Below are 26,309 nucleotides of genomic sequence, written 5' to 3' on the forward strand. Positions count from 1 at the left end.
CCCGTTCAATGGACCATGATGACCAGTACTCAAACAGCATGCCGCCAGATTGATGCGGCGCAACGATGGCCCACGAGATTGTGGATCGTTCGTCACGGCGAGAGCGCGGGCAATGTCGCGCGTGATGCCGCCCACGCAGCCGGCTTGGCGGACATTAAGATCGGCACCCGCGACATCGATGTCCCGCTGAGTGCCAGGGGCGAGCAGCAGTCCACGGCATTGGGGCACTGGTTCGCCGCCATGCCTGCCGCCGCGCGGCCGGAAATCGTGTTCAGTTCTCCCTATCTTCGCGCGTGGTCGACGGCGAAACTGATCGAGCAATCGGCCGGGTTCGCTCCTGAATTTTCCAAATGTGTCATCGATGAACGCCTGAGAGAAAAGGAGTTCGGCATTCTTGACCGGCTGACCCGCCTCGGCATCGAGCAGCGATACCCCGAACAGGCGGCGTCACGGAAGCTGATGGGCAAGTTCTATTACCGGCCTCCGGCTGGTGAAAGCTGGTGTGACGTGATCCTGCGGCTGCGGGCCGTCCTTGACACTATTTGTCTCCATTGTGGCGGCAAGCGAGTGCTTATTGTGGGCCATCAGGTCGTGGTGCTCTGCATGCGATACCTCCTGGAAGATATGGATGAGAAATCCATTCTCGCCATTGACGCGAAAGGCGACGTGGCCAACTGCGCGGTGACCGAGTACGAGTTCGATGCAAAACGCGGAAACGAGGGTTCGCTGGCGTTGCGGCGCTACAATTTCGTGGCGCCGCTTGAGCGGGAGGGCGCGCCGGTCACCCGCGAACCTGATGCCAAGGTTGCGGCTCGATGAGCGTTGACCGCGTTACCCCAGCGCTTCTGCGCGCCCACGCCCTCCCGCGGCATGAGCAAGCGGGTGACAAGAAGGTGAGGGGCAGCGCTCTGGTCATCGCCGGTAGCGTCGAAGTGCCTGGCGCAGCGCTTTTGGCTGGTCTCGGAGTGTTAAGGGCAGGCGCCGGTGTACTACGAATTGCCACCTGCCGATCGAACGCCGCTCAACTGGGTATCGCAATGCCGGAGGCCATGATCCTTGGCTGCCGGGAGACGCCTTCCGGCGGCATCGATCCGTCCGAGTCCGTCCGTTTGGCGAAACTGGCCGCTGATGACGACACTGTTCTCATCGGTCCCGGCATGATGGATGACCCAGCGGTGGCCGAGCTCACCTCGGAACTGCTCAGGCGGTTGGAAGGGCCGACCTATACTCTCGATGCCGCGGCGTTCACGACCCTAAAACAGCATGACGCAGCGCTCCCCCGTCACAGCGGCAAAATAGTCTTGACACCTCATTCGGGAGAAATGGCGGCGTTTCTCAAGGCATCCCGCGAGGAAATCGATCGCGATCCGCTGACGGCGGCCCATCGAGTGGCTGACACGCTGGACGCCGTCGTGGCGATGAAGGGTGCCAGTACCTACGTAGTCTCTCCCGACGGCGCGGCGTGCCTTTCGGAAAATGGGACCGTCGGGCTGGGTACTTCGGGGTCTGGAGACAGTTTGGCCGGGATCATTGCGGGGCTGTTGGCGCGAGGCGCGCCGCCATACTGGGCGACGGTGTGGGCCGTCTACATGCACGGCGAGGCGGGACGTCGTCTGGCGGAGCAATATGGTATGTTCGGTTTGCTGGCCCGCGAAATTCCCGGCAAGATTCCATCTATTATGAACGACCTAAGTACGCAGTCGTCCCTTCGAAATGAGCGCGAGAAGCAGGAGACCGGCGAGAAAGGAACACACCACGAAGTAAAGGATTCACGCTGAGAACTGATTGAGAGACAACCCGATGAATTGCGAATGAAATTCGGCGCAGAAATTCTCGAGGGAGCGGTATGTTTCCGCCTCTGGGCCCCGAAGATAAATCGGATGTCGATCGTAATGAACGATGGCGTCCCGGTCGCGATGAATAGGGTTGGGCGCGATTGGCATGAATTGGTCAGTTCGGACGCGAAGGCTGGAACGCTGTACAAGTTTCAATGGGAGGACGGTGGGAGGCAGGTTCCGGATCCTGCCTCCAGATACCAGCCGATGGACGTCCACGGACCGAGCGAAGTCGTCGATCCCGGCAATTTCATATGGACCGACGCGGGATGGAACGGCCGGCTCTGGGAAGAGTCCGTCATCTATGAATTGCACATCGGCACATTCACGTCGCAAGGCACGTTCCAGGCAGCCATCGAGCGCCTCGACTGGCTCGTCGCTCTCGGGATCACCGCCATCGAGATCATGCCGGTGGCAGACTTCCCCGGAAAGCGAAACTGGGGCTATGACGGCGTTCTGTTGTTCGCGCCGGATTCCAGTTACGGGCGCCCGGAGGATTTCAAGGCGCTAATCGATGCCGCCCACCGCAAGGGCATCATGGTCATTCTCGATGTGGTCTATAATCACTTCGGGCCCGACGGCAATTACATGCCTTCGTACTCCCCGGTGTTTACGGAAAGACACCATACGCCCTGGGGAGCCGCGGTGAATTACGACGCTGAAGGATCGGACGTCGTACGTGAATTTGTCATCCAGAACGCCCTTTATTGGATCGAGGAATTTCATCTCGACGGGCTGCGGCTGGACGCTGTTCATGCGATCAAGGATGACAGCATCCCGCATCTTCTTGACGACATAGTCGACCGAGTCCGGCTTCTTTCGGTCGGCCGTCCCGTGCACCTCCTATTGGAAAACGAGGAAAATCAGGCTTCCTGGCTGGACCGCAATGCCGGTGGCGATCCGATCGCTTATACGGCGCAGTGGAACGACGACCTGCATCACGTCCTGCATTGTGCAGTTAGCCAGGAGAGCTCGGGATATTATGAAGCATACGTCGGCGACACTGAAAAGCTAGGCAAGGCGTTGGCGGAGGGATTTGCGTTCCAGGGCGATCTAATGCCTTACCGCGGCAGTCCGCGGGGCGAGCCAAGTTCCCACTTGCCGCCCTCCGCATTCGTTTCTTTCATTCAAAACCATGATCAGGTCGGCAACCGGGCCTTCGGTGACAGGATAGCCTCGTTTGCAGCGGCGCGACCGGTGCGGGCGATCACAGCAATTTATCTGTTGCTGCCGCAGATCCCGCTGATTTTCATGGGCGAGGAGTTCGGCGCCGAGCAGCCGTTTCCCTTCTTTTGTGATTTTGAGCCTGAACTTGCAACGTTAGTGCGCGACGGCCGCCGCAACGAATTCGCGAAATTTCCTGAGTTCCACGATCCCGCAAATAGGGAACGCATTCCGGACCCAACATCTGACCAAACGTTCCGATCCGCCAAGCTGAATTGGGAACGCGCGGGCGAGGGTGTTCATGCGGATTGGGTCGAACTGTACCGCGAACTTCTTGCCATCCGGCACCGCGAAATCGTGCCGCGGCTGAAGGGATCGCAATCCGGCAAGTATGAAATATTGGGCAAGAGCGCCGTAGCTGTGCGTTGGCGGCTAGGCGATGGTTCTCTGCTCTCTCTCGCGGCGAATCTCTCGCACGCGCCTCTGACGTCTCAAGTTGCGACGGGCGAAAAGCTGCTCTGGCGTATTGGCGGCGCCGATAACCTTTCTCTTGCTCCCTGGGACGTCATTTGGTCCCGTGGCGAGGTCTCTTAGGCTTCAGCACGGGATGCATGCGTTCGTCGTCTCAAACTTAGCGCCTCAAGGAGGTTCTTCCGGCATGGCGCAATGAGCCGCGCTGGAAGCTATGGTCCGCGAATCGCCGTCCGTCCCTTACTCTCTGTTGAGAATGCCGCCGAGCACCTGGCGGGCAGTATCTGCAATCATGTGTCCGGCGGACGGGTCTTCCTTGACGATGGAGGACATGAAGGCCCGGGCTTGCTTGAGCGTCACGTGCGGGGGCAGGGGCGCAACGTCCGGGTCGGTCTTGACCTCAAGCACGACGGGCCGGTCGCTCGTCAAAGCCTGTTGCCAGGCGCCATGCAGATCATCAGGTTTGTCAACGAAGATGCCCCTAAAGCCCAGCATTTCCCCGAAGCGGGCATAGGCGAAGTTCGGAATCAGCTGAGAGGCAGCGAATTTTGGGTTGCCTTCCATAACCCGCTGTTCCCACGTTACCTCGTTAAGGTCTTCATTGTTGAACACACACACGATCCATCGCGGATCGGACCACTGCTGCCAGTATTTCTGAACCGTAATAAGTTCAGCCATATTGTTCATTTGCATGGCGCCATCTCCGACCAGGGCAACGACCGGTCGATGGGGATGGGCAAACTTTGCTGCGATAGCGTAGGGTACCGCCGCTCCCATCGAAGCGAGGCCTCCTGACATCGAAGCCGCCTGACCTTGCTGCACGCAAAAATCCCTAGCGTACCAATTAGCGCAGGATCCGCTGTCACTGGTAACAATTGCGTCGGACGGCAGAAGCGGCGACATCTCCCAAACCACGCGTTGGGGATTTACCGGTTTAGCATCAGCCTTGGCACGTCCCTCGAGCGTCTTCCACCAATCCCTGATATGTTTTTCGATGTCGCTTCGCCAGCTTCTGTCAGATTTTCTTTGCAGCATGGGCGCAAGCAAGCGCAGCGTTTCGGCGGCATCACCGTGAAGATTGACTTCGGCCGGAAAGCGAAGGGACAGCATAGCCGGATCGATGTCGATTTGTACCGCTCGAACCTTTTCATCCTTCGGCAAGAATTCGGCCCAGGGAAAGCCGGTTCCGATCATGAAAAGCGTGTCGCATTCCTGCATTAGAGTCCAACTGGGTTCGGTGCCGAGCAGCCCAATCGCACCTGTAACGAAGGAAAGATCGTCGGCAAGGACATCCTTTCCGAGAAGCGCTTTCGCCACACCGGCGCCAAGAAGCTCCGTGACCTGCAGGACTTCGTCGGCCGCGCAACGGGCACCTGCACCGATCAGGATCGCCACTTTTTTTCCAGCATTCAGGACATTTGCCGCCAATTCAAGGTCGACGAGATTGGGAACGATTTTCGGCCGCGAGTAACCCACGCCCGACCGTGTGAAGCCATGGGCCACTTGCGGCTCTTCATATTCGCTGTCCTGGATGTCCTTGGGCAAAATCAGCGCCGAGACCCCATTCCGGGCGATCGCAACGCGCATTGCGCGGTCGATGAGATGTCGGACTTGCGCTGGCGCCGATGCTTCCTGGACGAAATCGGCCACGTCTGCAAACATCCGATCCAAATTAAGTTCTTGCTGATAACTGGCGCCGCGGACGGTGGCTTCGGCCTGACCGCAGATCGCCAGTACCGGCACATGGTCAAGTTTGGCGTCGTACAGGCCGGTGATCATGTGGGTCGCTCCCGGACCACCGGTGGATAGACAAACTCCGATTTCGCCGGTGAATTTGGCGTGGGCCACCGCCATGAAAGACGCCATTTCTTCATGGCGCACCTGGATGAACTGGATCGAGCCCGCGCGTTGCAATGCTCCGAGCACGCCATTGATGCCGTCACCCGGATAGCCGTAGATCCGGCGTACACCCCAATCGTGAAGACGTCCCACGAAGAAATCGCTGACTTTCATTTGGTGTGCTTTCCGATGCGAGCGCTTGGTCGAACAACTCAGTTGGACGATGGAATCTTGTGGGGCCGCATTTGCGAAGATGCTGCGACTCTGACCGGGATTGATTTTGCCGCCGGCGTCTTGCTCTTCTCAGCGTAATGCCACAGCGGCAGCAGCGGATTGCACTCAGGAAAATAGCCGGCGATGCAACCCGCGGGAATGTCGTATTCAACGATCTGGAGGCCGTCTACCTTACGCTCGACACCGTCGTCGACGGCAGTCGTCAAGCAGACGGCTTGGCCTTCCGCCAGACCGAAGCGAGCGATGTCATTGCTGTGCATCAGCACGACGTGACGGGAGCCGTAGATGCCGCGAAACCGGTCATCGTAACTGTAAACGGTCGTGTTGAACTGCCCATTGCTGCGCAGGGTAATAAGTTGAACCACGTCACGTTCATCCGGCGCCACATCGATGTCGGTTGACAGCGACGTGGGTACTATGAAATTGGCTTTGCCGGTTTCGGTGTTCCACTTGCGCTTGCGGGCATCGATCGGGCGGTGGAAGCCGCCAGGCTTCCAAAGACGGGCGTTGAAATCGTGAAAAATGTCGGGATAAGTCGCGGCGATGGCGTCTCGCACTTTGCTGTAGTCAGAAACCCACTCATCCCAGGGAATGGTGCTGCGAGAAGGGGCAGCATGCTTTGCCAGTTCCGCAACGATCTTTGCTTCTGATAGCAAATGGGGGCTCGCCGGCTTCACCTGACCGCGCGATCCATGCATGCAGCCCGTGCTGTCTTCCATCGAGACGGCCTGCGGCCCACTTTCTTGCTGGTCGATCTCGATCCGCCCCAGACAGGGCAGAATGTATGATATCTCGCCATGCACCAGTGCGGTTCGATTGAGTTTAGTGAGGATCTGGACCGTCAGTCTAAGTTTGCGCCATGCCGGCTCCACCAGACGATGTTCGGGTACGGCACGAACCAGATTTCCGCCGAGCAAAACGATCGCACGCACGCGGCCGTCGATGATCTTTTCGCAGGCCTCGACCGTGTTGAAGCCCTTATCCTTTGGCATCTCGATGCCGAACAATTGCTTGAGTTTGTCTGCCGGAACTTGCTCGGGCTTCTCCGTGATCCCGACGGTCCGCTGACCCTGCACGTTGGAATGGCCTCGAACCGGACAAATACCTGCGCCTGGTCGGCCTATGTTACCGCGCATCAAGGCCAGGTTGACCAAGGTCTGAATGGTTTCGACGCCCTTCTTGTGCTGGGTTAATCCCATGCCGTAGATGAACATGACCGACTTGGCGTGGGCATAAACGGCAGCGGTCGCTTCCAGCGCGCCGCGCGTTAGACCCGAGCGGCTTTCGATCTGGGTCCATTCGGTGGCCTTTGCCGCCGCCTTGAACGCCTCAAAGCCGTGCGTGTGCTCGGAAATGAATTCAGTATCCAGGACCGAGTTTTCCCCAGTGGGGGGTGCGTGTTCGTCAAGGTCGAGAAGAACCTTGGCGATGCCCATGATGGCCGCTGTATCCCCGCCAGCCTTGAGTTGATGGTATTGCGAACTGATCCGCGTCGCGGGCTCGATCAGCATTTCTCCCGGTGACTGAGGATTGACGAATTCCACCAGCCCCCGCTCGCGCAGGGGATTGAAGGTGATGATCGGGACGCCCCGCTTCGCGGCTTCCTGCAACTCGTGCAGCATGCGCGGACTGGAGGTGCCGACATTCTGCCCGAAGAAGAGGATGCAGTCGGTGTGGCTGAAGTCATCCAGCGTGCAGGTGCCGACGGGGACACCTATGCTTTCGGGCAGTGCGACTGACGTGGTCTCGTGGCACATGTTCGAGCTGTCGGGCAAATTGTTGTTGCCGTAGGCGCGCGCAAATAGGCCATACATGAACGCCGTCTCCAGCGATGCCCGCCCTGACGTGTAGAACACCGCGCTTTCCGGATTAAGCGCACGAAGCTCACGGCCGATCTCGTCAAACGCGGTTTCCCATTCCACCGGAACATATTTATCGGTCGCTCGATCCCAGCGCATCGGATGGGTCAGGCGGCCTGCCGCCTCAAGGTGGTGATCATCCCATTTTTCGAGGTCCGACACGGTTTTGTCGGCAAAAAAATCCGGTGTCACCCGCTTGCTCGTTATCTCCCATGTCGTTGCCTTGGCGCCGTTCTCGCAAAACTCGAAAACACGGGGGTCGGCCGGTTTCGCCCACGCGCAACTTACACACATAAACCCGTCGGTCTTGTTCTGCTTCAACAGCACGCGCGAACCACTAAAGGGGACGTGATCGCGCCCCAGGCTCTTTACCAGAGATTTGACCGAGCCCCATCCTCCGGCCGCATCTGTATTCGGCTTGACCTCAAGGTCGGGCCCTAACTTACGAGTTCTGGCCATACTTCCAGCTCCGGAATCTTGGGGGATGTGAACAACAGCGGCTCGCCGTCGCGCGACAGCGAGTAGAGCATCAACCCGGCAGCGCGTGCCAAACGGACGGCGTGCGCGGTGGGAGCGCCGACTGCCACAAGACTGGGGAAGCCAGCGGCAACTGCCTTTTGCACCATTTCGAACGAGCATCGGCTCGTGATCAGGCAAAAGCCCTGAGGAGGGCGGCTTCCGCTCCGAACCAGAGAGCCGATAAGCTTGTCCAAAGAATTGTGGCGGCCGACATCCTCTCGCACCGCACTGAATTCACCTCGCTGTGTCACCCAAGCCGATGCGTGGGCGCCCCTGGTCTGGCGACTGAGTGGCTGCCATTGCCGGAGCTTGACCAATGTGGTGCGGATTAAATCGACGTCCAAAGGTTTGCAAGGTCCGACCCGCGTGGCTGGACGACGGATGTCGCTCAGATCCTCCACGCCGCACAATCCGCAACTGGTATTGCCACGCAACTGGCGGATACGCCGGCCGGCCAGAAATCGATGCAGGTCGCCCGCATGGAGGGAGACGTCGATGGTAATGCCGTCGTCATGCCGCGAGATCGATGTCGCCCGAAGGCTGCCACAAGCGTCGATGATGCCTTCGGTCACCGAAAATCCGGTGGCGAAATCCTGGAGGTCTGCAGGCGATGCCATCATCACGCCGTGAGAAAACCCGTCGTATCGGAACGCAACCGGTGTTTCCTCTGCAACGCACACCTGGGCTTGCCTCGGGTCGCTGGACTCGCCTAGCGAGAGATAGACGACGGCTCCCCCGTCCTGGTTTTCAAGAGGCCAATGCATCGCGCCATCCACATTGGTAAGGATTTCTAAAGTGTTGGCGAGAGCAATCGTTCCAAAACACCCGCGCCACCTACGCTCATCGATGACCCGGGCATTAACCCAGAAATGGTGAGGAACCTTGTGTCGAATGGAAGCTTATCGAGTGCGTTTCGGCGCCCTTTAATGACGTCTGACCATGCGGACATTCCTGGCATTTTTGAGCATTGCATCGGTATCTGTCGCAGGGTGCCAGAGAGAGGAGCGCCAGCTGCGGCTTGACCCGCCGGTGGCGGCTGCGCTCGACAAGATCGCCTTGATGCCGAACGGCATCGGTGGCGCGCCCCCGGAAACCTACTTTGCGCTGGACAAGCCCTATGAGACCAACGCGTACAATTTGAGCGAGGGAAAACGGTTGTATTCGTGGTTCGGCTGCAAAACCTGTCATTCTGAAGGGCAGGGCGGCATTGGACCCGCTTTTCTCGACGGCTGGTGGAGTTACGGCCCAGAAATGGTCTCGATCTTTGCCTCAATCCGTGATGGCCGACCCCACGGCATGCCGGCTTTTCGCGAAAAGATGACTACTGAGCAGATTTGGCAACTCGCAGGCTACGTGCAAACCATCGGAGCTTATTCGGCGAAAACTGCCGCGCCCAGCCGTAACGACGAAAAGCAAACCCGGCCGGCAGAAAACCGCGCACCCGCCGCGATGCTGTTCGACCAGGGACCGACGCCGGTTCATCTGGACCAGGGCCCGACGCCATGATCCGAAAGCTGCAGGGACTAGCCCTGACATCGGCCGCTTTGCTGATGCTCTCAGGATGCACGGGTTGGCAGTCCGCGCTTGACGTACACGGCGCGGCGGCCATCAGCCTCAAGCAGCTGATCTTGTTGATCGTCGTGATCTGCTCGATTGTGTGGACGCTCGTCATGATCGCGCTGATCTTTGCGCTATGGCGCAAGCGCGACAGGCGTGAGCAGGCCTCCGGAATCGATCCTACTACCGAACCGCGATTGATGATGACGGTAGTTGCTGCGGTGATGGCAACCGTCGTCGTCATAGGCGCTTTCACGATCCTGAGCTTCTTTACCACCCGGACTTTAAATGTCGCCGGCAAGGATGATCTCACGATCAAGGTGCGCGGCCTGCAATGGTGGTGGGACGTCGAGTACGTTGGCTCGATGCCGGACCAGCGATTCGAGACGGCGAATGAAATTCATATTCCCGTGGGTAAGAATGTGCGCCTGCAGCTTGAGGGCGTCGATGTCATTCATTCCTTCTGGGTGCCCAGCCTGGCGGGCAAACAGGATCTCATTCCAGGCCGTCCAAACGAATTGATTATCCGGGCCGAGCGCGCCGGCGTCTATCGCGGACAATGCGCGGAGTTCTGCGGCCTCCAGCACGCCCACATGGCGCTCTTCGTCATTGCCGAAGAACCCGAAGCTTTTGAGAAGTGGACCCGTTTGCAGCGTCAGAACGCCGCCAATTCCTCGGGTCCGGAAGCCGACGCAGGCCAGCAAGCCTTCCTTGGGAAGCAATGCGCGGCTTGTCATACGATTCGTGGTACGGCGGCGACCGGCACGACCGGCCCCGATCTCACACATGTCGGCGGCCGAAAATACATCGCAGCCGGCCTCCTGGAAACCACCCGCGGTTCGCTGGCGGCCTGGATCGCCGATCCTCAGACGCTCAAGCCCGGCAACAATATGCCGATGGTGCCCCTTAATGCTGAAGAACTCAGATCCATTTCAGCATATCTGGCGGGCTTGAAATGAACGAGGGCAGCACAAAGAGCGATCTTCGCGACCACGACCTCGACAGGCCGACCCTTGAGGCGGCGCTGGAGCAAACCTGGAAAACGCCCTCCGGGTTGTGGGGCATGCTTGCGACGGTGGATCACAAGATCATTGGCCGCCGGTACATCTTCACGGCCTTTATATTCCTGGCCTTGGGCGGCGTGCTTTCGATCCTAATGCGGATCCAACTGGCGCAACCAGAAGCCAGGGTGCTCGGCCCGGATCGATACAACCAGATTTTCACGATGCATGGCGCGAACATGATGTTCCTGTTCGCGGTGCCGGTCATGGAAGCAATGGCGGTGTATCTCGTGCCGCTCATGGTCGGCACTCGAAATATCGCATTCCCGCGCTTGAACGCATTTTCATACTGGATGTTTCTGGCGGGCGGGACCCTGCTCTGGGTTGCCTTCGCGCTCGACATGGGACCGGATGTCGGCTGGTTCGCCTACGTTCCTCTTTCGGGCCCGCAATATGCGGCCGGAAAGCGGGCGGATATCTGGGCTCAGATGATCACGTTCACGGAGGTCTCGGCGCTTGCCGTCGCCGTGGAAATCGTTGTGACGGTATTCAAACAGCGTGCGCCCGGCATGTCGCTCGACCGGATTCCTCTGTTTGTCTGGTCGATGCTGGTCACTTCCTTCATTATCATCATGGCCATGCCCGCGATCATGATCGCAAGTACCTGCCTCATTATGGACCGGCTGATTGGAACTCACTTCTTCAATCCTGCTGAGGGCGGCGACGTGTTGCTATGGCAGCACCTGTTCTGGTTTTTCGGCCATCCCGAAGTTTATATTATTTTTCTGCCAGCCGTCGGCATGGTCTCGACCATGGTTGCGACCTTCGCACGGCGGCCTGTGTTCGGATATCTGGCGCTCGTCATGGCGCTGATCGCGACCGCAATACTGGCCTTCGGTCTGTGGGTTCACCACATGTTCGTCACCGGCCTGCCGCGGCTCGGCGAAAGCTTTTTCACCGCCTCCAGCATGGCAATCGCTGTCCCTGCCGGCATTCAGATTTTCTGCTGGCTGGCGACGCTATGGGACGGAAGGCCGGTGTTCAAAACGCCGCTTCTTTTCGTAATCGGCTTCATCGTTACTTTCGTCGTCGGCGGGTTAACGGGCGTGATGGTCGCCTCCGTGCCCTTCGACACCCAGGTGCACGATACTTATTTCGTCGTGGCTCACTTCCATTATGTGCTGATCGGCGGCGCGGTGTTCCCGTTGCTCGGCGCGGTCTATTACTGGTTTCCAAAAATGACCGGCCGAATGATGAGCGAGCGCCTCGGCAAATGGGCGTTTTGGTTGATCGTTATCGGCTTTAATCTCACGTTCTTTCCAATGCACATTTTGGGCCTGCAGGGCATGCCTCGGCGCGTCTATACTTATCAGCCCGACATGCCCTGGTACGGCCTCAACATGTTCGTCAGCTTGAGCGCCATCATTCTGGTGGCGGGCTTCCTGGTGTTTTTCATCGATGCGATCCGTTCGGCGCGCAGGGGCCCGATTGCGCCAGACAATCCCTGGGATGCACCCACTCTGGAGTGGTCGACGGCCTCACCGCCTCCCAGTTTTAATTTCGCCCGCATGCCTGTGGTCAGCGGGCCGAACCCCCTATGGGAGCAGCCTGAGATCATTGCAGTGGCCAGCGGCCTCAGGACCGACCGACGCGAATTGGTGGTCACCACCCTGACAAAGGCCATCCCTCAAGCGCGAGAGGCTTCGCCGAGGAATTCGATCTGGCCGCTTTGGACCGCCGTCGCGACCTCAGTGATGCTGATTTGGTCGATCTTCACGCCATGGGCTGTGGTGTGGGGATCGATACCGGTAGCGATGGCGTTGATTGGATGGTTCTGGCCGAAAGGAACGCCGGAGGACGAGTCATGAAAGAGCGCGTCGTCGCCGATCTCTCGCGGTTACCATTACACGGCATGGGTTCCGCCAGCATGACCTGGTGGGGAACGCTGGCATTCATGCTGATCGAGGGCACCGGTTTCGCCCTCGCGATCGCTGTTTACCTCTATTTGATGAGTTTGGCGGCGACCTGGCCCATCGATGCTCCACGCCCCGACCTGCTGCCCGGGACCATCGTGACCGTGCTGCTGCTGGCCAGCGTTGTGCCCAACTACCTCGTTGCACGCTGGGCCGAACAACAGAATCTTTCCAAGGTGAAAGCGGGCCTAGTAGTCATGTCGATCCTTGGGATCGCGCCGCTTATCGTCCGCATGTTCGAGTTCAAAGCGTTAAACGTCAGTTGGGACAGCAATGCTTATGGCTCCATTGTCTGGACGTTGCTGGGACTCCACGCCACCCACATCATCACCGATCTGGTGGATACACTCGTTCTGGCCGCGCTGATGTTCACGCGCCACGGAAATAATCCGCGCCGTTTTGGCGACACGCAGGACAACGCGATGTACTGGAACTTCGTCGTGGTCGCGTGGCTGCCGATCTACTTCTGTATTTACTGGATTCCAAGGCTATGAACTCGCGCAAAATTCAGAACACGCTGTCGATGCTCGCGGGCCTGTCGATCGCGCCCACGGTATGGGCTATCAATATGCAGCTCGGTCAAATGTTGCCTTACATCGATTGCGCGCAACAGTCGCGGCTCTCAGCGATTTATTCATTTGCAGGAAGCGCCACGGCCCTTATCGCTGGCGGTTTCTCATGGAATTGGACCCGCCATGAGAAAAATACTTCATCCTTGACCGCGACCTACCGATTTATCGCGCGGCTTGGCGCGCTCTCAGCGCTGATTTTCGCCTTTGCGTTGGCGCTGCAGGGTATCGCCTCATTGGTGTTGAGTGGATGCGAACGGTAGCTGTCACATTGTTTTTGATCGGGCTGCCGAGCCATGCCCACGCACATGGCACGGAGTCGCACGGCGCAACGGCGTCGTGGACATATGACCCCTGGGTCGTCATTCCTTTGCTGATTGCGGGCATACTTTACGCGCTCGGTTCGTCGGTGCTGGCGCGGCGAAGCGTAGTCGGTAGCAAGGTCCGGGGATGGCACTCCGTAGCATATATCGCGGGATGGCTTTCGCTTACATTGGCCCTCGTATCACCCTTGCATTGGTTAGGTGAGCATCTTTTCACCTTTCACATGATCGAGCATGAAATCGTGATGGCCATCTCGGCTCCGTTGCTGGTGATTTCCCGTCCAGTCGGCACGTTCCTTTGGTCACTGCCGCGGCGCCACCGGGTAGCGGTCGGCCGCTTGTTGCGACGCCGCGTGGTAACCGCAACTTGGCGATGGGTGAGCTCAGGCGGAAATGCGACATTGCTTCACGGCGTCGCGATTTGGGCCTGGCATGCGCCGTTACTGTTCGATGCCGCCGTCGTCAATGTCACCGCACATCGGCTGCAACATCTCAGCTTTTTACTAACCGCCTTATTGTTCTGGTGGTCTGTCCTGAGAAACAGCGAAAGCGGTGTCGCCGCGTGGCACCTCTTCATCACGATGCTACATACCAGTGTCCTCGGTGCCCTGATGGCGCTTGCACCACGCGTGCTCTACGCGGCTCAGACCGCTACCGCGCTGGATTGGGGTTTGACACCGCTCGAAGACCAGCAGCTTGCAGGGCTTATCATGTGGGTGCCCGCCGGGACGATTTACGCCGGTGCTACGCTTGCTTTCACCGCGATATGGGTCAGGCATTCCAGCATCTCTCGGGAGAGCGGCGATGCGATCTAGTCTACATCGATATCGGTGGCCGCTGCTTTGCACGGCCGTTCTGGTGAGCGCTTTGACGGCTGGAGCGGTGGTGGTGTGGAAAGACCAGCAACAATCGCACAGCGTAGCGATTACTATGGCCGGCGGCGATCCAGCACGGGCTCCTGATATCATTCGCCGTTATGGATGCGCCGGCTGCCACACCATTCCCGGCATACCCGGCGGTGATGGCAAGGTCGGTGGAGCGTTGTCGAATCTCAAGGGTCGCGTTTATGTCGGCGGTGTCGCCACCAACACAGCCGAAAATCTGATCGCCTGGATCGTTTCGCCCCAGACGTTCTCACCGCGCTCGGCGATGCCGGCTACCGGAATCTCGGAAGCTGAGGCGCGCGACGTGGCAACCTACTTATATGCTCAATGAGGCCGGTCATGGCGGCGGCGTCGGCCGCGTAGGAAGAGACTTGACGTATGCCGCAATGGCGTCACGGTCATCTTGAGGCAGCATCGCCGTATTGGTGACGACGTCGGTCATCGACGATCCGACGCGGCCATGGTTCGGTGTATTCCCCGTCTTGAACAACTCTGCGATTTCGGACTCGGTCCAGCCACCGATGCGGGCAGGGGTAATGTTCGGAAAGTACCCGACGCCTTCAGGATCCGGACCTCCTGCGAAACGCGTTTCAGGCTTGATACCCCCGAACACGTCCCTTGACGAGTGACACTCGGCACAATGGCCCAATGCCTCGACGAGATATCGCCCGCGGTTCCAAGGGTCGCCCCGGCCGGGATCGGGAATGATTGGCTGCCGGTCGAAGTACAGCATTTTCCAGAACCCGACGAACCGCCGGATGCGGAACAGCAGCTTGGGAGCATGGGGAGGGGCTTTGCCGGCAACTGCCGGCAACGTGCGCAGGAATGCCATGAGGTCGCGTACATCGGCCACGGTCATTTTTGCGTAGCTCGAATATGGAAACGAGGGATAGTAGTGCGTGCCCGTCGGAGACACACCACTTAGCAGGGCATTAGCAAGGTCTCTGGTTTGCCAGGACCCGATCCCGTCGATCTTGTCCGTTGATATGTTCGGAGGACGAAACGTTCCGTAGGGTGAAGCCAGAGCCAAACCGCCGCCCAGTCGAAGTCGGTCAGGTTGTCCAACCAGCGCGTGGCAGGAGGCACAATCGCCGGCAGCGAACACCAAACGTCCTCGGGCGACATCCCCCTCTTGGTCCAGGGCGGAATCGTCCTTTGAAAATGCCGGGCGCGGTTCAGTAACGGCCCAAGCGGCGGCTGCGGCGGCCGCGCATATGACAACAACAATGACCAATAGTCCGCGGGCGCGCATCCGTTTCCGTCTTCTTTTCATTCTTTCAAATGGTCCTGGCATCGATCCGTTCCATCGCCGGGACAGAACAGCGTCAGCCGAAGGAACCGGAGCCAAATTATGCTGTTGTCGTGTGAACGAAAGGACTGAAAGATGAATTTCAAGACCGGACTGATCGCAACCCTAATAGTATTTGGTAGCACTGCGGCAATGGCGCAGAGCGGGGTCCCGAGCGGGCGCGGATCGACGACAGGAGATCCGGCGGCCAGCTCCGCCAATCCGGCAACGGCGCCAACAACCACGACGGGATCAAACGCGAGCGGAAGTGGAACATCGACCTCCGGCGGCCGAGATGACAATGGGGATCAGGGCAGAGATAAGATGCCGGAAAGCAACGCTGGCGTCCGTCCGCAGGACCAGCAACAAAAGCCGCCAAAGTAGATTGCGGGCTCACGATCCGGTCCGCAATCCTGCAAAGCCAATGATGCAGCAACAGTTGCCGAGGTGCAGCTGCTCTGACGGTTCTGACCCCGAATGATCCTCTCATAACGTGGGGAGCCTCTCATAAGAGGGCCTCCACAACGCGCCCCTCTCAGGTTGGCTGATATACGATCAGTACGGATCAACTACCGCGGGCCCCATGACGCTGTTGTTGTCGGTCCGACGAACATTGCCCTCACTGGAAGATAGCGCGATGCTTTGGAGCCGGCCGCTCCATTGGCCACTATTTGGTTATGCCGGAATTGTATTGCACCCGTAGTACCAGACTTCATCATGAAGTCGGCAGCCCCCACATTGCCTTCGTTGGACGCTCCCGGAGCGGCCTAGGCTTGTGATTGAGTCGAAGCGATCGATGTTGCTCCGAACAATAAGGTGCTGACGAGAGTCGAGACTGTAAGCGTGGATCGGATAATTGATCCCCTTCAGTTCAGGATGCGTCCCTCAAACGTCTCCTCGCGTTCCTCATAGAGTGGAAATATGCCAGCGCCGAGTAATCCGGCGCCGGGACAGTTCGGGTGCCAAGCAACCGACGAACTGGCAAGGCTGCTGTTGGCCCATTTGGCTGCGTCGGTTTTCATCGGGTCGATATTGTCGCACTCCAAGCAAACCAGGCTCGTTCGACCCGTTCTGTCGTTCATTGTGATCAATCTTTTCCTGCATGTAAGACAGCGACTCTGATCCGTGGGCATCTATCTCAATTTTAAGGCAGCGACACCTGCTCGGTGTCAAAATCCCAAAAGGCCAACGAGCGGACCATAGCCTCTCCGCCGTTCGGTGAACTATCATCTGATAGACTGCCGCCTTGGACTTGGGCATGAAAGATGGACAGCTCTTCCCCCAGGCGAACCAGGGGTTCGCTACAAGCGGCGGACGCGATTGAAACTCCCAAAGCATCGCATCGTCTGGAACCAACGGCAAATCCAGCGGTTCAGCCTCCACGTATAACGTCGCGGAGGATTGCCATGGCCCAAACTGACACCCGCTCATTGCAGCAGATCAAGCGCGAGACCGAGGCGACGCGGGCAGGCCTGACCGACACCATCGAGCAACTGAAAACCAGCGTCACGGAGACGGCCAGCGATATTCGCCACCGCATCAGGCCTGAGGTCATCAAGGCCGAGGTCTCCGACTACATCAAGACGCGCGGTGAACAGTTGATGAGCGATGTCACAGCCGCCGCCCGGCGAAACCCGATGCAGGCAGTGGCCGTCGGAGCGAGCGTTGCGTATCCGCTTCTCAGGCTGGCGCGAGCGATACCGATGCCGGTTTTGATGGTTGGTGCCGGCCTGTTCTTGGCGGGTTCCAAGAGCGGCCAAGCGGTCACGCAGAAGGCATCCGACGTCGCCGCCGATGTGTCCGGTCAGGTGATGCGACAGGCGCGCAATTTGGGTGATCAACTGCAGGAATCGGCCTCGGCCACCAACGCTTATGCGGGGGATCAGCTTGATCGCGTAACGGCGGCCGTCTCGGCAGGGAGGGAGCAAGTGAAGGAAAGCGCCGACGATACCGGCGCTGCGATAGCCTCCGGTTCAAAAAGGCTCAGGGATGGCGTTGAATCTGCGGGGGGTGCCCTTTCCGAGCGCGCTAGCGGGCTCAAGAACGACGGCCTACGGATGGCCGGCTCCGCAGCCGCGACCGTGCAGGATTTGGCTGCCGGTGCGACGGCTGCGGGTCGCAGCGCGATCAGTAACTTAGCGGACAGCGGATTAGATGCTGCGCGCGCGGTCAGACACAAGGCGTCTGATGCTTCCGATCGGGCAAGGCAGACCGTCTTGCAAACCATCGAACGAAACTCTCTGCTGGTGGCTGGTTTCGGTTTGCTGGTCGGCGGTTTGATTGCCAGCGCGTTGCCACGTTCTGATTTCGAGGATGACCTGGTAGGCGATACCAGTTCCGCCGCGAAGCGCCGGGCGCAGGCCATGGCAGCCAAGGGCTTCGAAACAGCAAAGGCCGCGGCGGGCGATATCTACGATGAAGCCGCCCGCCAGGCGGAAGCCGAAGGCCTGACGGCCGATGGTCTCGGAAAGGCCGCACAGGATATCACGCAGCGCGTCCGCCGCGTCGCCGAAGCCGCCGTTACCACTGCCTTTGAACCTTCCGAACAAGATCATCAACCCAACGCGCACGGAGACCACGACCATGGCTGACCAAACCTTCAGGAGTGATCAAGGCAAGACCGGCTCATCGCATGGTTTCGAAACGGCGGCGACCGCGGCAAAGAGCGTGACAGAGCAGGCGGCTAGCGCAAGTCGTGAGATCAAGGAAAAGGCGCTCGGTCTGGCTTCGGCGTCATCGGAAGCGATCCAGGATCAAGCTTCGGACTTCGTCGACGCCGCCAAGGACGTCGCGGCCCAGGCTACTGACAAGTTCAAAGAGGCCGTTGACGGTCAAAAAACAGCGGGTGCGGATTATGTGGGCAGTCTTGCCGATACGATCCGTCGCGCTGCTGGAGAATTCGACAGTGATCTCCCGATCGCCGGCACGTATATCCGCAAGGCGGCATCGCAGGTCGAAGGTGTGGCCGATACAATCAGGGCTGGCAACTTCAATGATCTGGTGCGGGGGGCTCAATCCTTCGCGCGCCGGCAACCGACTGCTTTTCTCGGGATAGCTGTGCTCGCCGGCTTCGGCGTCGTACGTTTCCTGAAGAGTTCGGCAAACGACGCCGAGGGTGCGACCGACACCGGCGCATCCAACTCACGGCGGGGCAGCGCCAGCAAATATTCAGGCGCCGCCGGCAACAGTTCGCAGGATACGGGGTATCGCGATGAATTCACCAAGTAACCGCTCGATACCAGAGCTTTTTAGTGACGCGGTCGGTCAACTGGCCAAGCTGATCGGCAACGAGTTCGATCTGGCGCGCGCCGAACTTTCGGATAAGGCAAATCAGGCGGGCCGGGCGGCGGCGATCATCGGCGCAGGAGCCGTGTTCCTAATCCCGGCGCTAGTGATGCTGCTGTTCGCAGCCGCCGCAGCGTTGATGCATGCCGGACTTTCCGATCCGGTTGCTTATTTGATAACTGGCGTCGGCGCGGCGGTAGTCTCGGCAGCTCTCATCGCAACCGGCTTAAGCCGGCTTTCCGGCGATGCTCTCAAGCCGACGGTGACGCTTGATCAGGTGCAGCGCGACAAGGTCGCGGCAAAGGAGATGGTGCGATGAACAACGTTTCGGAAGCAGGTTCAGACTTCATCCGGGATCTTGGCGATGCTGTGCGCAAGAACCCGGTCTCCGCGGCGTTGATCGGAATGGGCATGCTGTGGCTCTTTTCAGGCAGCAAATCTGCGGCAAAGGCCGGTGAATACGTGCGCAAGGGCATGGATCGCGTCCCGGATGCGTTCGAGGGCGCGCGATCGGCACTGCAATCCGGCGCCGGCACAGTCGGCGAACGGGCGGCTTCCGTGACGGGCGCCATGACCGACGGAGTGGCGGATACCCTGGGTAGCGCAGCCCATCATGGGCGGGAGTATGCCGACACAGCCTCAGGCTATATCGCCTCGATTCCCGAGACGGGAATGGACGCCCTCGGCGCAATTCGTTCAAATCTTTCCGAGGTGTTCCGGGCTCAACCATTGGCGCTGGGAGCGATCGGCGTTGCGATCGGCGTTGGCATCGCCGTGGCGTTGCCGGCGAGCGAACTGGAATCAGACTACCTGGGCGACGCCAGCGAAGCCGCTAAGACAAAAGCCTCCGAATTCGCGGCCAAACAGACCGGTCGCCTGGCGACAGCCGCGGGAGACGTGCTCGAAGCTGTCACCGACGAGGCTCAGAGGCAAGGCTTGACGCTTGAGAGCGCAAAATCCGCCGCTGGTGACATCTCAGCCAAGGTCGGACGGGTAGTGGACGCGGCAGGTAAGGGCATATCATCGGATCGAGCGTCCTTCTCGAAGCCGTAGGGTCGTTCGCTTGAGGCTTTTGGCATGACACGGAGGCAGCAGCCTGGCTGATCTTGTGTGCAGCTCCGCTATTGGTCGTCTATATCGGCGGAGTGCGGTGAAGTCGACGTTCACCTCAAAATGTCCTACTCGCGGTCTTCAGTTACTGGTATGGTGTAACGATCTTCGGCTGAGAGAGCCCGTTCGACCGTGTTCAATGACCGTTCGCGAACATGCACGAAAATGAGCCGCTGTGCTTTGGGGAGCACCGCGGTTTAAGAACGAGGAAACCCAGACGCAAAGCCGCGAGGGCCCGCAAAAGGGTTTGCAAGAACAGACATCTCACCCGTCGCCAACACCCGCTTGTGCGGATCGTTCCTGATTGGCGGGATTGAACTTCACCCGAGCACAGCGCGATCTTAAAGCATGGTGGCAGACGAAGACCCGACGAAATGAAATAATCTACGTCATTTTCCCTTTTGCTTATTTCACGGAGCCCAGGCGGCAAATCCACCGGGCTTTGGTTCGAGGATCACGCGACGTCGGGGGAAGCTTCTGCGTCCGGCCTCACTTGCGATTTTTGTCCATGTCCTGCGCCATCTCAAGATGGTGCTGCAAAGCCGGCAAGGTCTTGCCCGCCCAGTCCTTCAACTTGGAATCTTCGCCGCCCTTGGCGTAGCGTTCGAACAACGAGACCGCATCCTTGTGCGCACTGACCTGCATGGGATCGAATTCAGAAGCGAAGTTTTCAGGCTTTGCGTCGCGCAGCTTGTCGAGCTTCTTTTGCGATGCATCGTCAAGTGCCGTTGGAATCGCGGTTTTCATGTCGCCCGAGACCATGCTCTTGAGCTCGGTACTCGTTTTCGTGTGATCGGCGACCATTTGCCCGGCAAATGTCTTTTCGGTCGCATTGCCCTTTTGCTGCGCGAGTTTGCTCGACTCGATTTCCAGCATGTCGCTCATCGCCGCCTCCTTGATGAAGTCGGCCGTTTTTGGAGCAATGCCCAGCGTCGAATTGACGCCAGTCTTTTCGCCCACGGACTGAGCGAGCGCCGAAGATGACAGAAAGGCTGCGCTTAGGGCCAAGATGGCTAATGAGCGATACATGGGTGTTTTCCTCAGTTAAAATTGGCCGATTGGACATTTCCTCCGTCCTAACATGAATTTGTGTCGAAGGTTCCAATCCTTGCCCGGCTTTGTAGGACACGGCCTCATCGTTTCATTGGAGGACCGCATTGGCCCTCTAGAGATTGGTTGCTGGCTTAGCGTGGGAAGCGAGAAGCTAACTGAGGCGGTGCTATATCCGGCGCTGGTTCTCAGCCGATTCGGACAACTTGAGCCACTCCTCAGCGATCCGCAGCCACGCCTCCTTGTCGAGCGGGCTTGCAACGCGGGCCGCGTGTTCTCTGGCTTCCTCGGCTTGCTTGCGGAATCGGGCGGCATCGTCTGACATGCCAGCTAGCATACAGAACCCACGAAATTTGCCAACTGAGGCGGCTTTACGATCGGCCTTACTGTGTGAGCCTGTGGCCGCCGCGCTCCTTATGGGGAACCTGGCGTTCGTCAACGAAGCTGGCGGGCTTCAAAGTTCTTGCCTCATGAGCAGGCCGCCGTCTGCAGTTGCCGATCGTCGGTTCGTTGCGTTCGCTCATCTTTCAAAAAATTCGAGGCTCGTTCGCGAGACTGTTGTGCATCATGCTGCGCGCGATCTGTGTGTCGCATTTCTCTCCAGGAACCAAAGTTCAAGCGCTGCATTGGTATCACGTCTTCCAGAAGGGCGCCCGGTGGGAAGCCGGAAGACACTTTGCCTCTGCGATGCAGAGGCTTTTTCTTTGGGCGCTTGAACCAAATGGCACAGCCGCAGGCACCAGACTTTGACCGAGACGAAGTGATTGTCAGCACGCTGATCGCATTCTGCATCGGCAACTTCACACTTGAGACGATTTATCGACTGTTTGGATAACGCGAACAAATGACTGTCGTCATGCGCGTCGGGTGGGGTTCAGAATGCCGCGGTACCATTTCGATCTTATTGACTCAAAGACCGTGGCGGACGAAGGCGGCACTGACGTGAGCGACGACATCCAGGCTATGGACGTGGCCGAAGGAATCGCACGCAGGCTCATTCAGGAGCGTCCCGAACTCAAGAACAGACATGTCGCGATTTTAGTTTCGAATGAGGACGGCGAGGAAGTGTGTCGAGTTCAGCTGGACACCATCCATTAATACAGGTGCTCAAAGTTCAGAAGTCTCGTGCGGGAATTCACTGCTAGCCGTCGCTCGTGCCGGCCATACCGACGCCAGTATACTGCGAGAATCCGATGCCGCTTGAACCCCGATGGATTGTCAGGCGTTGACAAACAGGAAGGAAACATGCCGCGCGCAGACACAGCAGCCCGATGGACAAACCTAACGCTTGAGGAGCGACGGGAACGCAGGCGCCTCCGTCGCGAAAAGCAGCGGGAGGATAACGTCCGACGCGCCGCACAGATGCATTCCGCCCGGCTGAAGAAGAAAGCCGAAGGCGCCAAGGGACCGCTTCAATTTAAGCAGTCAGTTCATGTCGGGTGCTCCGGCTGGCGGTACTGGAAGTGGCGGGATTCGTTCTACGCGGATGTGGCCCAACAAAATTGGTTCAAGCACTACCTAAAACGTTTCGACACCGTCGAGATCAACGCATCCTTTTACTCATGGCCGACGGTTGCGGGCGTTCAGGCCTGGAAGCGGCAGCCAGGGAAGAAGAAGTTCGTCTACACCGTCAAGGTCTGCGAACACATTACTCACATCAGGAAGTTCAAGGACACAAAGACGCTCATTCGGGATTTTGGGATGATCGCCGACATATTGGGCGACCGCATGGGATGCTTTCTGTTTCAACTTCCGCCGAGCTACCGCTACACCAAGACCCGGCTCAACGACATTGTCAGTCAACTTGATCCCGCGCGCCGCAACGTCGTCGAATTTCGGCACGCCAGTTGGTGGAACGAGGAGGTGTATGAGGCCTTTCGCAAGGCCGGAGTCATCTTCTGCTCCAGCAGCGGACCGAGACTGCCGGACCAGTTGATCCGAACCGCCGATGAAGTTTACGTCCGCCTGCATGGCCCTAAACGCTGGTACAGCCACGACTACTCAAAGAGCGAGCTGGCGACATGGACTGACCGAATTAAGGCGAGCAGGGCCAAGCGAGCCTGGATCTACTTCAATAATGACAACGACGCCCATGCGCCAAAGAACGCGACCACATTGCGCCGCATGCTTAGCCGGGTTCTCAGCAGCGAAAGTCCAGGCAATCGAACTTTGCCGCGCTCGCAAACGTTCGCAGGTGTTATAAAAACGAAAAGCAATGAGTGCCAAGCTTAACGTCATTTGCCATTCTTGCTTATTTGGAAGAAAGACGGCTTTGGCCAGAGTAGGATTCGTTAGGAGACGGGTTTAAGAGCGGATATCGCTGGAGCATTCAGCACGTGTCCCTCCGGCCCAAAGATAGAGCCGTGACAAGGACAGTCCCAGCAACTCTCAAAGCTGTTCCAGTGCAAATGACAACCGAGATGCGTGCACGAGGCAGAATGCCGGTGAATCTCACCCTCGGCGTCACGGAAGGCGGCGATCTTCTTTAGTCCCTCGCGTATGATCGCTCCATGTCCGGGCTCCAGTTCATCCGCGGAGCCGATTTCTCCAGGCGCTACATACTCTGCAAGATTCTTAAGTGCAGTGCTGTTTTCCAGCACCCAATTCTTGGCAGCTTTGAGTGGCTTGCGGTCGGGAGAATACAGCTCCGCCCATTTGCTTTCGCCGCCCGTAACGAGCGTGGCATTCAGCACCGCACCCATTACGCCATGAGTTAGGCCCTGTCCGGAGTCACCGGTTGCGACATAAATGTGCTCCGATCCGGGGTTTTTACCCACGAAACCGGCATAATCGATCGTATCGAGGACCTGACCCGACCATCGATGGGTGATATCCCTCAGCATCGGCATTTTACTGCGTGCCCATTGTTCAAGACGGTCAAAACGGGCATCAGCATCATCGGCTTCGCCGCTCTTGTGATCTTCACCACCGACCAGAACGAAGTCGCTGCCGTTATCGCCGGGCTGAAGGCGCACATAGTGATACGGCTCTTCCGTGTCCCAGTACAGCGCATCCGGCAAGGCACCCCGATCGATGGCAAAGCTCACAACATAGGTCCGGTAGGGCGAGGTTTTGGAATGTAGCGCTACGCGGTCGACAATCGATGAGTTCGTCGCGACGACGGCATGCCCGGCACGAATGAGTCCCCGGGCGGTCTTAGCGGTCACTGCACCATTTTCCTCGACGATCTCTTCGACGGGCGTGTCGGCGAAGAAACGCACCTTTCGCTTAGTGCATGCTTCAGCGATCCCCGCCAGATATTTAAGGGGATGAAATGTCGCTTGCTGGGGATAGCGCAGCGCATGCCGGCTGTCGCATCCGCTGAGAGGCACACCGACCAAGCGCTCGACAGGGGCACCTACCGCTCGCACAGCATCGAGCTCCTCGTCGATCACGTCGGGCGGCATATCATCACCCTGAAACAGGTAGCCGTCGAGACGTCGGAAGTCGCAACTGATCTTTTCGTTCTTCTGGATTTCCTCGATCCGGTCCACCGCCGCGGCCTGGCTTTCATAGAAGAGCTTTGACTGCTCCTCCCCTTTGATCTTCTGCATCTCGCTCATCAGGTCATCGCAGAGCGGGGCAAGATGCGCGGAGGTGCGCGCCGTCATGCCGCCTGCTATCGGCCCGCGATCGATAACGATGACCGACCGTCCGCGCTCGCTCAATTCGTACGCCGTAGACAGCCCGGCAATACCGCTCCCAACGACGACTACGTCGCACCGTTCATCTCCCGGCAGCGGGATAGCTTGCGGAGCCACGGCAGTATCCATCCAAAGAGATTTAGTAGCCATTGGTACCCTCAATTCAATGCAGAAAACGGTCCCAGGCGTCACTGGTTCCAGCCCCGGAACGAATAGGTTCAGGTGATGACCCACGGACCGTGCAGCTGATCGTTTGAGCGCACATCTTTGCAGGAAACCAACGGACGGAACCCGCTCTTCCGCCGTTTGTTTCATTGTCAGAGGCCGGCGAGCCGGGCTTCTGGCCCAGAGCAAAACAAATGGACGCGAAAGTTAAAAATGGGAACTCAAAGGCCATCTTTTCGGACGGCTTTGTGCGCGTCCGAGGCGCCCGAGAGCACAATTTAAAAGACATTACACTCGAAATTCCTCGCAACGCGCTGGTGGTGTTCACCGGCGTCTCCGGATCCGGCAAATCGTCATTGGCGTTCGGGACGCTGTATGCCGAGGCTCAGCGCCGCTACCTGGAATCTGTCTCGCCATATGCTCGCCGGCTCTTTCACCAGATGGCGGTCCCCGAGGTGGATTCGATCGAGGGGCTGCCTCCGGCAGTAGCGCTGCAACAACAGCGTGGATCGCCAACGACCAGGTCGTCGGTAGGAAGCGTCACCACGTTGTCGAACCTGCTACGGATGCTGTACTCACGCGCCGGCGATTATCCACGAGATCAGCCGCTGTTGTACGCGGAGTCGTTTTCCCCAAATACGCCTGAGGGCGCCTGTCCGAATTGCCATGGTATCGGCCGCCTCCATGAGGTGAGCGAGCGGACCATGGTGCCCGATGACAAGCTTTCGATCCGGGATCGTGCAGTGGCCGCGTGGCCAACCGCTTGGCAGGGACAAAACCTGAGGGATATCCTAGTGACGCTGGGTTACGACGTGGACAAGCCTTGGCGGGAGCTCCCGAAGAAGGACCGCGATTGGATCCTGTTCACCGACGAACAGCCGACGGTGCCGGTCTATGCCGGATATACTGCTGCCGAAACAAAGCGGGCGCTGAAGCGGAAGGAAGAACCAAGCTACCAGGGGACTTTCACCGGCGCCCGCAAATACGTGCTCCAAACCTTTGCTACGACGCAAAGCGCGATGATGAAACGCCGCGTGGCGAAGTTTCTCTCCAGCACGGACTGCCCGGTATGTCACGGCAAGCGGCTGAAGCCGGAGGCGCTGTCGGTAAAATTTGCCGCTATGGACATCGCTGAAATCTCGAGGCTCCCGCTGAAGGGACTGGGTGAGCTCCTCTTGCCGTATCTCAACCGCAAGAAGAAGATTTCCGAAGACCATCCTGAAAAGGAGCTCGTCGTGCAGCGGATCATGGAAGATCTGTTGGCGCGGCTCGAAGTACTGCTCGACCTCGGTCTCGGGTACCTGACGCCGGAAAGAAACACGCCGACGTTGTCGCCCGGCGAACTTCAGCGGCTTCGCCTGGCAACCCAGGTCAGATCCAACCTCTTTGGGGTCGTCTACGTTTTGGACGAGCCGTCGGCGGGACTTCATCCGGCCGATACCGAAGCGTTGCTGCGGGCGCTGGACCGCCTCAAGGCCGCGGGAAATTCGCTGTTTATCGTCGAGCACGAACTCGATGTCGTGCGGCACGCGGACTGGA

The 26,309-nt window shown here is 58.7% G+C and carries 24 protein-coding genes and 1 pseudogene; 17 read left to right on the plus strand and 8 right to left on the minus strand.

The features are described 5' to 3' along the window. Positions 1-18 precede the first annotated feature (18 nt). From JWQ24_RS24940 to treZ, 3 genes are read left to right on the plus strand one after another with little or no spacing between them, the layout of a single operon-like run. A complete protein-coding gene (locus JWQ24_RS24940; RefSeq protein ID WP_299814013.1) occupies positions 19-819 on the plus strand; it encodes a histidine phosphatase family protein in 801 nt (266 codons plus the stop codon). Beyond that, on the plus strand, positions 816-1,778 hold the full coding sequence (locus tag JWQ24_RS24945) for an NAD(P)H-hydrate dehydratase (RefSeq protein WP_299814016.1): 963 nt from the start codon (positions 816-818) through the stop codon (positions 1,776-1,778). Before JWQ24_RS24940 ends, JWQ24_RS24945 begins: the two co-directional genes overlap by 4 nt. A 33-nt stretch (positions 1,779-1,811) precedes the next feature. Further along, positions 1,812-3,593, plus strand: a complete 1,782-nt coding sequence (gene treZ, locus JWQ24_RS24950; RefSeq protein ID WP_299814019.1) for a malto-oligosyltrehalose trehalohydrolase — start codon at positions 1,812-1,814, stop codon at positions 3,591-3,593. A 117-nt stretch (positions 3,594-3,710) separates the two neighbouring features. Here the strand turns inward: treZ and JWQ24_RS24955 are convergent, their stop codons facing one another. The 3 genes from JWQ24_RS24955 to fdhD are packed head-to-tail and all read right to left on the minus strand — an operon-like array spanning position 3,711 to position 8,685. Continuing rightward, positions 3,711-5,483: a thiamine pyrophosphate-requiring protein gene (locus JWQ24_RS24955; RefSeq protein ID WP_299814022.1), complete on the minus strand. Its 1,773-nt coding sequence runs from the start codon at positions 5,481-5,483 to the stop codon at positions 3,711-3,713. A gap of 38 nt (positions 5,484-5,521) precedes the next feature. Next, positions 5,522-7,861, minus strand: coding sequence for an FdhF/YdeP family oxidoreductase (locus tag JWQ24_RS24960; RefSeq protein WP_299814025.1), 2,340 nt, complete (start codon positions 7,859-7,861; stop codon positions 5,522-5,524). Next, the gene (fdhD, locus tag JWQ24_RS24965; RefSeq protein ID WP_299814028.1) at positions 7,840-8,685 is read right to left on the minus strand and encodes a formate dehydrogenase accessory sulfurtransferase FdhD; all 846 of its coding nucleotides are present in this window, start codon (positions 8,683-8,685) and stop codon (positions 7,840-7,842) included. The genes JWQ24_RS24960 and fdhD overlap by 22 nt, the downstream gene beginning before the upstream one ends. A gap of 175 nt (positions 8,686-8,860) precedes the next feature. Between fdhD and JWQ24_RS24970 the strand changes: the two genes are divergently transcribed. The 7 genes from JWQ24_RS24970 to JWQ24_RS25000 are packed head-to-tail and all read left to right on the plus strand — an operon-like array spanning position 8,861 to position 14,559. Further along, entirely contained in the window at positions 8,861-9,427 is a 567-nt protein-coding gene (locus tag JWQ24_RS24970; RefSeq protein ID WP_299814031.1) for a c-type cytochrome, read from the plus strand. Next, positions 9,424-10,437 (plus strand): cytochrome c oxidase subunit II, encoded by a 1,014-nt coding sequence (coxB, locus tag JWQ24_RS24975; RefSeq protein WP_299814034.1) that lies wholly within the window; start codon positions 9,424-9,426, stop codon positions 10,435-10,437. Before JWQ24_RS24970 ends, coxB begins: the two co-directional genes overlap by 4 nt. Further along, complete coding sequence (gene ctaD / locus JWQ24_RS24980) at positions 10,434-12,347, plus strand: cytochrome c oxidase subunit I (protein WP_299814037.1); 1,914 nt, start codon at positions 10,434-10,436, stop codon at positions 12,345-12,347. The genes coxB and ctaD overlap by 4 nt, the downstream gene beginning before the upstream one ends. Then, positions 12,344-12,946, plus strand: coding sequence for a cytochrome c oxidase subunit 3 (locus JWQ24_RS24985; protein WP_299814040.1), 603 nt, complete (start codon positions 12,344-12,346; stop codon positions 12,944-12,946). Before ctaD ends, JWQ24_RS24985 begins: the two co-directional genes overlap by 4 nt. Continuing rightward, positions 12,943-13,284 carry a hypothetical protein gene (locus JWQ24_RS24990; protein ID WP_299814043.1) on the plus strand — a complete coding sequence of 114 codons (342 nt, stop codon included), beginning with the start codon at positions 12,943-12,945 and terminating at the stop codon, positions 13,282-13,284. Before JWQ24_RS24985 ends, JWQ24_RS24990 begins: the two co-directional genes overlap by 4 nt. After that, on the plus strand, positions 13,272-14,159 hold the full coding sequence (locus JWQ24_RS24995; RefSeq protein WP_299814046.1) for a cytochrome c oxidase assembly protein: 888 nt from the start codon (positions 13,272-13,274) through the stop codon (positions 14,157-14,159). Before JWQ24_RS24990 ends, JWQ24_RS24995 begins: the two co-directional genes overlap by 13 nt. 43 nt (positions 14,160-14,202) lie before the next feature. Continuing rightward, positions 14,203-14,559 carry a c-type cytochrome gene (locus JWQ24_RS25000; protein WP_299814049.1) on the plus strand — a complete coding sequence of 119 codons (357 nt, stop codon included), beginning with the start codon at positions 14,203-14,205 and terminating at the stop codon, positions 14,557-14,559. Positions 14,560-14,565: 6 nt separating this feature from the next. Here JWQ24_RS25000 and JWQ24_RS25005 read toward each other — a convergent pair whose 3' ends face one another. After that, positions 14,566-15,480: a cytochrome c gene (locus JWQ24_RS25005; protein WP_299814082.1), complete on the minus strand. Its 915-nt coding sequence runs from the start codon at positions 15,478-15,480 to the stop codon at positions 14,566-14,568. Between the two features lie 902 nt (positions 15,481-16,382). Next, positions 16,383-16,538: a hypothetical protein gene (locus tag JWQ24_RS25010; RefSeq protein ID WP_299814052.1), complete on the minus strand. Its 156-nt coding sequence runs from the start codon at positions 16,536-16,538 to the stop codon at positions 16,383-16,385. A gap of 384 nt (positions 16,539-16,922) precedes the next feature. Here JWQ24_RS25010 and JWQ24_RS25015 point away from each other — a divergent pair, with 384 nt between their 5' ends. From JWQ24_RS25015 to JWQ24_RS25030, 4 genes are read left to right on the plus strand one after another with little or no spacing between them, the layout of a single operon-like run. Continuing rightward, positions 16,923-18,107 carry a hypothetical protein gene (locus tag JWQ24_RS25015; RefSeq protein WP_299814055.1) on the plus strand — a complete coding sequence of 395 codons (1,185 nt, stop codon included), beginning with the start codon at positions 16,923-16,925 and terminating at the stop codon, positions 18,105-18,107. Next, complete coding sequence (locus JWQ24_RS25020; RefSeq protein ID WP_299814058.1) at positions 18,100-18,744, plus strand: YtxH domain-containing protein; 645 nt, start codon at positions 18,100-18,102, stop codon at positions 18,742-18,744. The genes JWQ24_RS25015 and JWQ24_RS25020 overlap by 8 nt, the downstream gene beginning before the upstream one ends. Continuing rightward, positions 18,728-19,120, plus strand: coding sequence for a phage holin family protein (locus JWQ24_RS25025; RefSeq protein WP_299814061.1), 393 nt, complete (start codon positions 18,728-18,730; stop codon positions 19,118-19,120). Before JWQ24_RS25020 ends, JWQ24_RS25025 begins: the two co-directional genes overlap by 17 nt. Continuing rightward, positions 19,117-19,854, plus strand: coding sequence for a hypothetical protein (locus tag JWQ24_RS25030; protein ID WP_299814065.1), 738 nt, complete (start codon positions 19,117-19,119; stop codon positions 19,852-19,854). Before JWQ24_RS25025 ends, JWQ24_RS25030 begins: the two co-directional genes overlap by 4 nt. A gap of 546 nt (positions 19,855-20,400) precedes the next feature. Here the strand turns inward: JWQ24_RS25030 and JWQ24_RS25035 are convergent. Together JWQ24_RS25035 and JWQ24_RS25040 are read right to left on the minus strand one after the other, a co-directional pair. Beyond that, the gene (locus JWQ24_RS25035) at positions 20,401-20,940 is read right to left on the minus strand and encodes a DUF4142 domain-containing protein (protein ID WP_299814068.1); all 540 of its coding nucleotides are present in this window, start codon (positions 20,938-20,940) and stop codon (positions 20,401-20,403) included. Between the two features lie 190 nt (positions 20,941-21,130). After that, complete coding sequence (locus JWQ24_RS25040; protein ID WP_299814070.1) at positions 21,131-21,286, minus strand: hypothetical protein; 156 nt, start codon at positions 21,284-21,286, stop codon at positions 21,131-21,133. Positions 21,287-21,903: 617 nt separating this feature from the next. Here JWQ24_RS25040 and JWQ24_RS25045 point away from each other — a divergent pair. Then, positions 21,904-22,059, plus strand: coding sequence for a hypothetical protein (locus tag JWQ24_RS25045; RefSeq protein WP_299814073.1), 156 nt, complete (start codon positions 21,904-21,906; stop codon positions 22,057-22,059). A 147-nt stretch (positions 22,060-22,206) separates the two neighbouring features. Beyond that, positions 22,207-23,193: a DUF72 domain-containing protein gene (locus JWQ24_RS25050; protein WP_299814076.1), complete on the plus strand. Its 987-nt coding sequence runs from the start codon at positions 22,207-22,209 to the stop codon at positions 23,191-23,193. Positions 23,194-23,252: 59 nt separating this feature from the next. Here the strand turns inward: JWQ24_RS25050 and JWQ24_RS25055 are convergent, their stop codons facing one another. Continuing rightward, on the minus strand, positions 23,253-24,755 hold the full coding sequence (locus JWQ24_RS25055; protein ID WP_299814079.1) for an FAD-dependent oxidoreductase: 1,503 nt from the start codon (positions 24,753-24,755) through the stop codon (positions 23,253-23,255). A 209-nt stretch (positions 24,756-24,964) separates the two neighbouring features. Between JWQ24_RS25055 and JWQ24_RS25060 the strand changes: the two are divergent. Continuing rightward, positions 24,965-26,309 (plus strand): annotated as a pseudogene (locus JWQ24_RS25060) (excinuclease ABC subunit A); the annotation flags it as partial.

It is taken from the genome of Tardiphaga sp., from assembly GCF_028290495.1.
Taxonomy (GTDB): domain Bacteria; phylum Pseudomonadota; class Alphaproteobacteria; order Rhizobiales; family Xanthobacteraceae; genus Tardiphaga.

Coding starts and splice junctions, on each gene's coding strand:
- JWQ24_RS24940 (WP_299814013.1), top strand. CDS start 19: ATGACCAGTACTCAAACAGCATGCCGCCAGATTGATGCGGCGCAACGA.
- JWQ24_RS24945 (WP_299814016.1), top strand. CDS start 816: ATGAGCGTTGACCGCGTTACCCCAGCGCTTCTGCGCGCCCACGCCCTC.
- treZ (WP_299814019.1), top strand. CDS start 1,812: ATGAAATTCGGCGCAGAAATTCTCGAGGGAGCGGTATGTTTCCGCCTC.
- JWQ24_RS24955 (WP_299814022.1), bottom strand. CDS start 5,483: ATGAAAGTCAGCGATTTCTTCGTGGGACGTCTTCACGATTGGGGTGTA.
- JWQ24_RS24960 (WP_299814025.1), bottom strand. CDS start 7,861: ATGGCCAGAACTCGTAAGTTAGGGCCCGACCTTGAGGTCAAGCCGAAT.
- fdhD (WP_299814028.1), bottom strand. CDS start 8,685: ATGCATTGGCCTCTTGAAAACCAGGACGGGGGAGCCGTCGTCTATCTC.
- JWQ24_RS24970 (WP_299814031.1), top strand. CDS start 8,861: ATGCGGACATTCCTGGCATTTTTGAGCATTGCATCGGTATCTGTCGCA.
- coxB (WP_299814034.1), top strand. CDS start 9,424: ATGATCCGAAAGCTGCAGGGACTAGCCCTGACATCGGCCGCTTTGCTG.
- ctaD (WP_299814037.1), top strand. CDS start 10,434: ATGAACGAGGGCAGCACAAAGAGCGATCTTCGCGACCACGACCTCGAC.
- JWQ24_RS24985 (WP_299814040.1), top strand. CDS start 12,344: ATGAAAGAGCGCGTCGTCGCCGATCTCTCGCGGTTACCATTACACGGC.
- JWQ24_RS24990 (WP_299814043.1), top strand. CDS start 12,943: ATGAACTCGCGCAAAATTCAGAACACGCTGTCGATGCTCGCGGGCCTG.
- JWQ24_RS24995 (WP_299814046.1), top strand. CDS start 13,272: ATGCGAACGGTAGCTGTCACATTGTTTTTGATCGGGCTGCCGAGCCAT.
- JWQ24_RS25005 (WP_299814082.1), bottom strand. CDS start 15,480: ATGCGCGCCCGCGGACTATTGGTCATTGTTGTTGTCATATGCGCGGCC.
- JWQ24_RS25010 (WP_299814052.1), bottom strand. CDS start 16,538: ATGAAAACCGACGCAGCCAAATGGGCCAACAGCAGCCTTGCCAGTTCG.
- JWQ24_RS25015 (WP_299814055.1), top strand. CDS start 16,923: ATGGCCCAAACTGACACCCGCTCATTGCAGCAGATCAAGCGCGAGACC.
- JWQ24_RS25020 (WP_299814058.1), top strand. CDS start 18,100: ATGGCTGACCAAACCTTCAGGAGTGATCAAGGCAAGACCGGCTCATCG.
- JWQ24_RS25025 (WP_299814061.1), top strand. CDS start 18,728: ATGAATTCACCAAGTAACCGCTCGATACCAGAGCTTTTTAGTGACGCG.
- JWQ24_RS25030 (WP_299814065.1), top strand. CDS start 19,117: ATGAACAACGTTTCGGAAGCAGGTTCAGACTTCATCCGGGATCTTGGC.
- JWQ24_RS25035 (WP_299814068.1), bottom strand. CDS start 20,940: ATGTATCGCTCATTAGCCATCTTGGCCCTAAGCGCAGCCTTTCTGTCA.
- JWQ24_RS25040 (WP_299814070.1), bottom strand. CDS start 21,286: ATGTCAGACGATGCCGCCCGATTCCGCAAGCAAGCCGAGGAAGCCAGA.
- JWQ24_RS25050 (WP_299814076.1), top strand. CDS start 22,207: ATGCCGCGCGCAGACACAGCAGCCCGATGGACAAACCTAACGCTTGAG.
- JWQ24_RS25055 (WP_299814079.1), bottom strand. CDS start 24,755: ATGGCTACTAAATCTCTTTGGATGGATACTGCCGTGGCTCCGCAAGCT.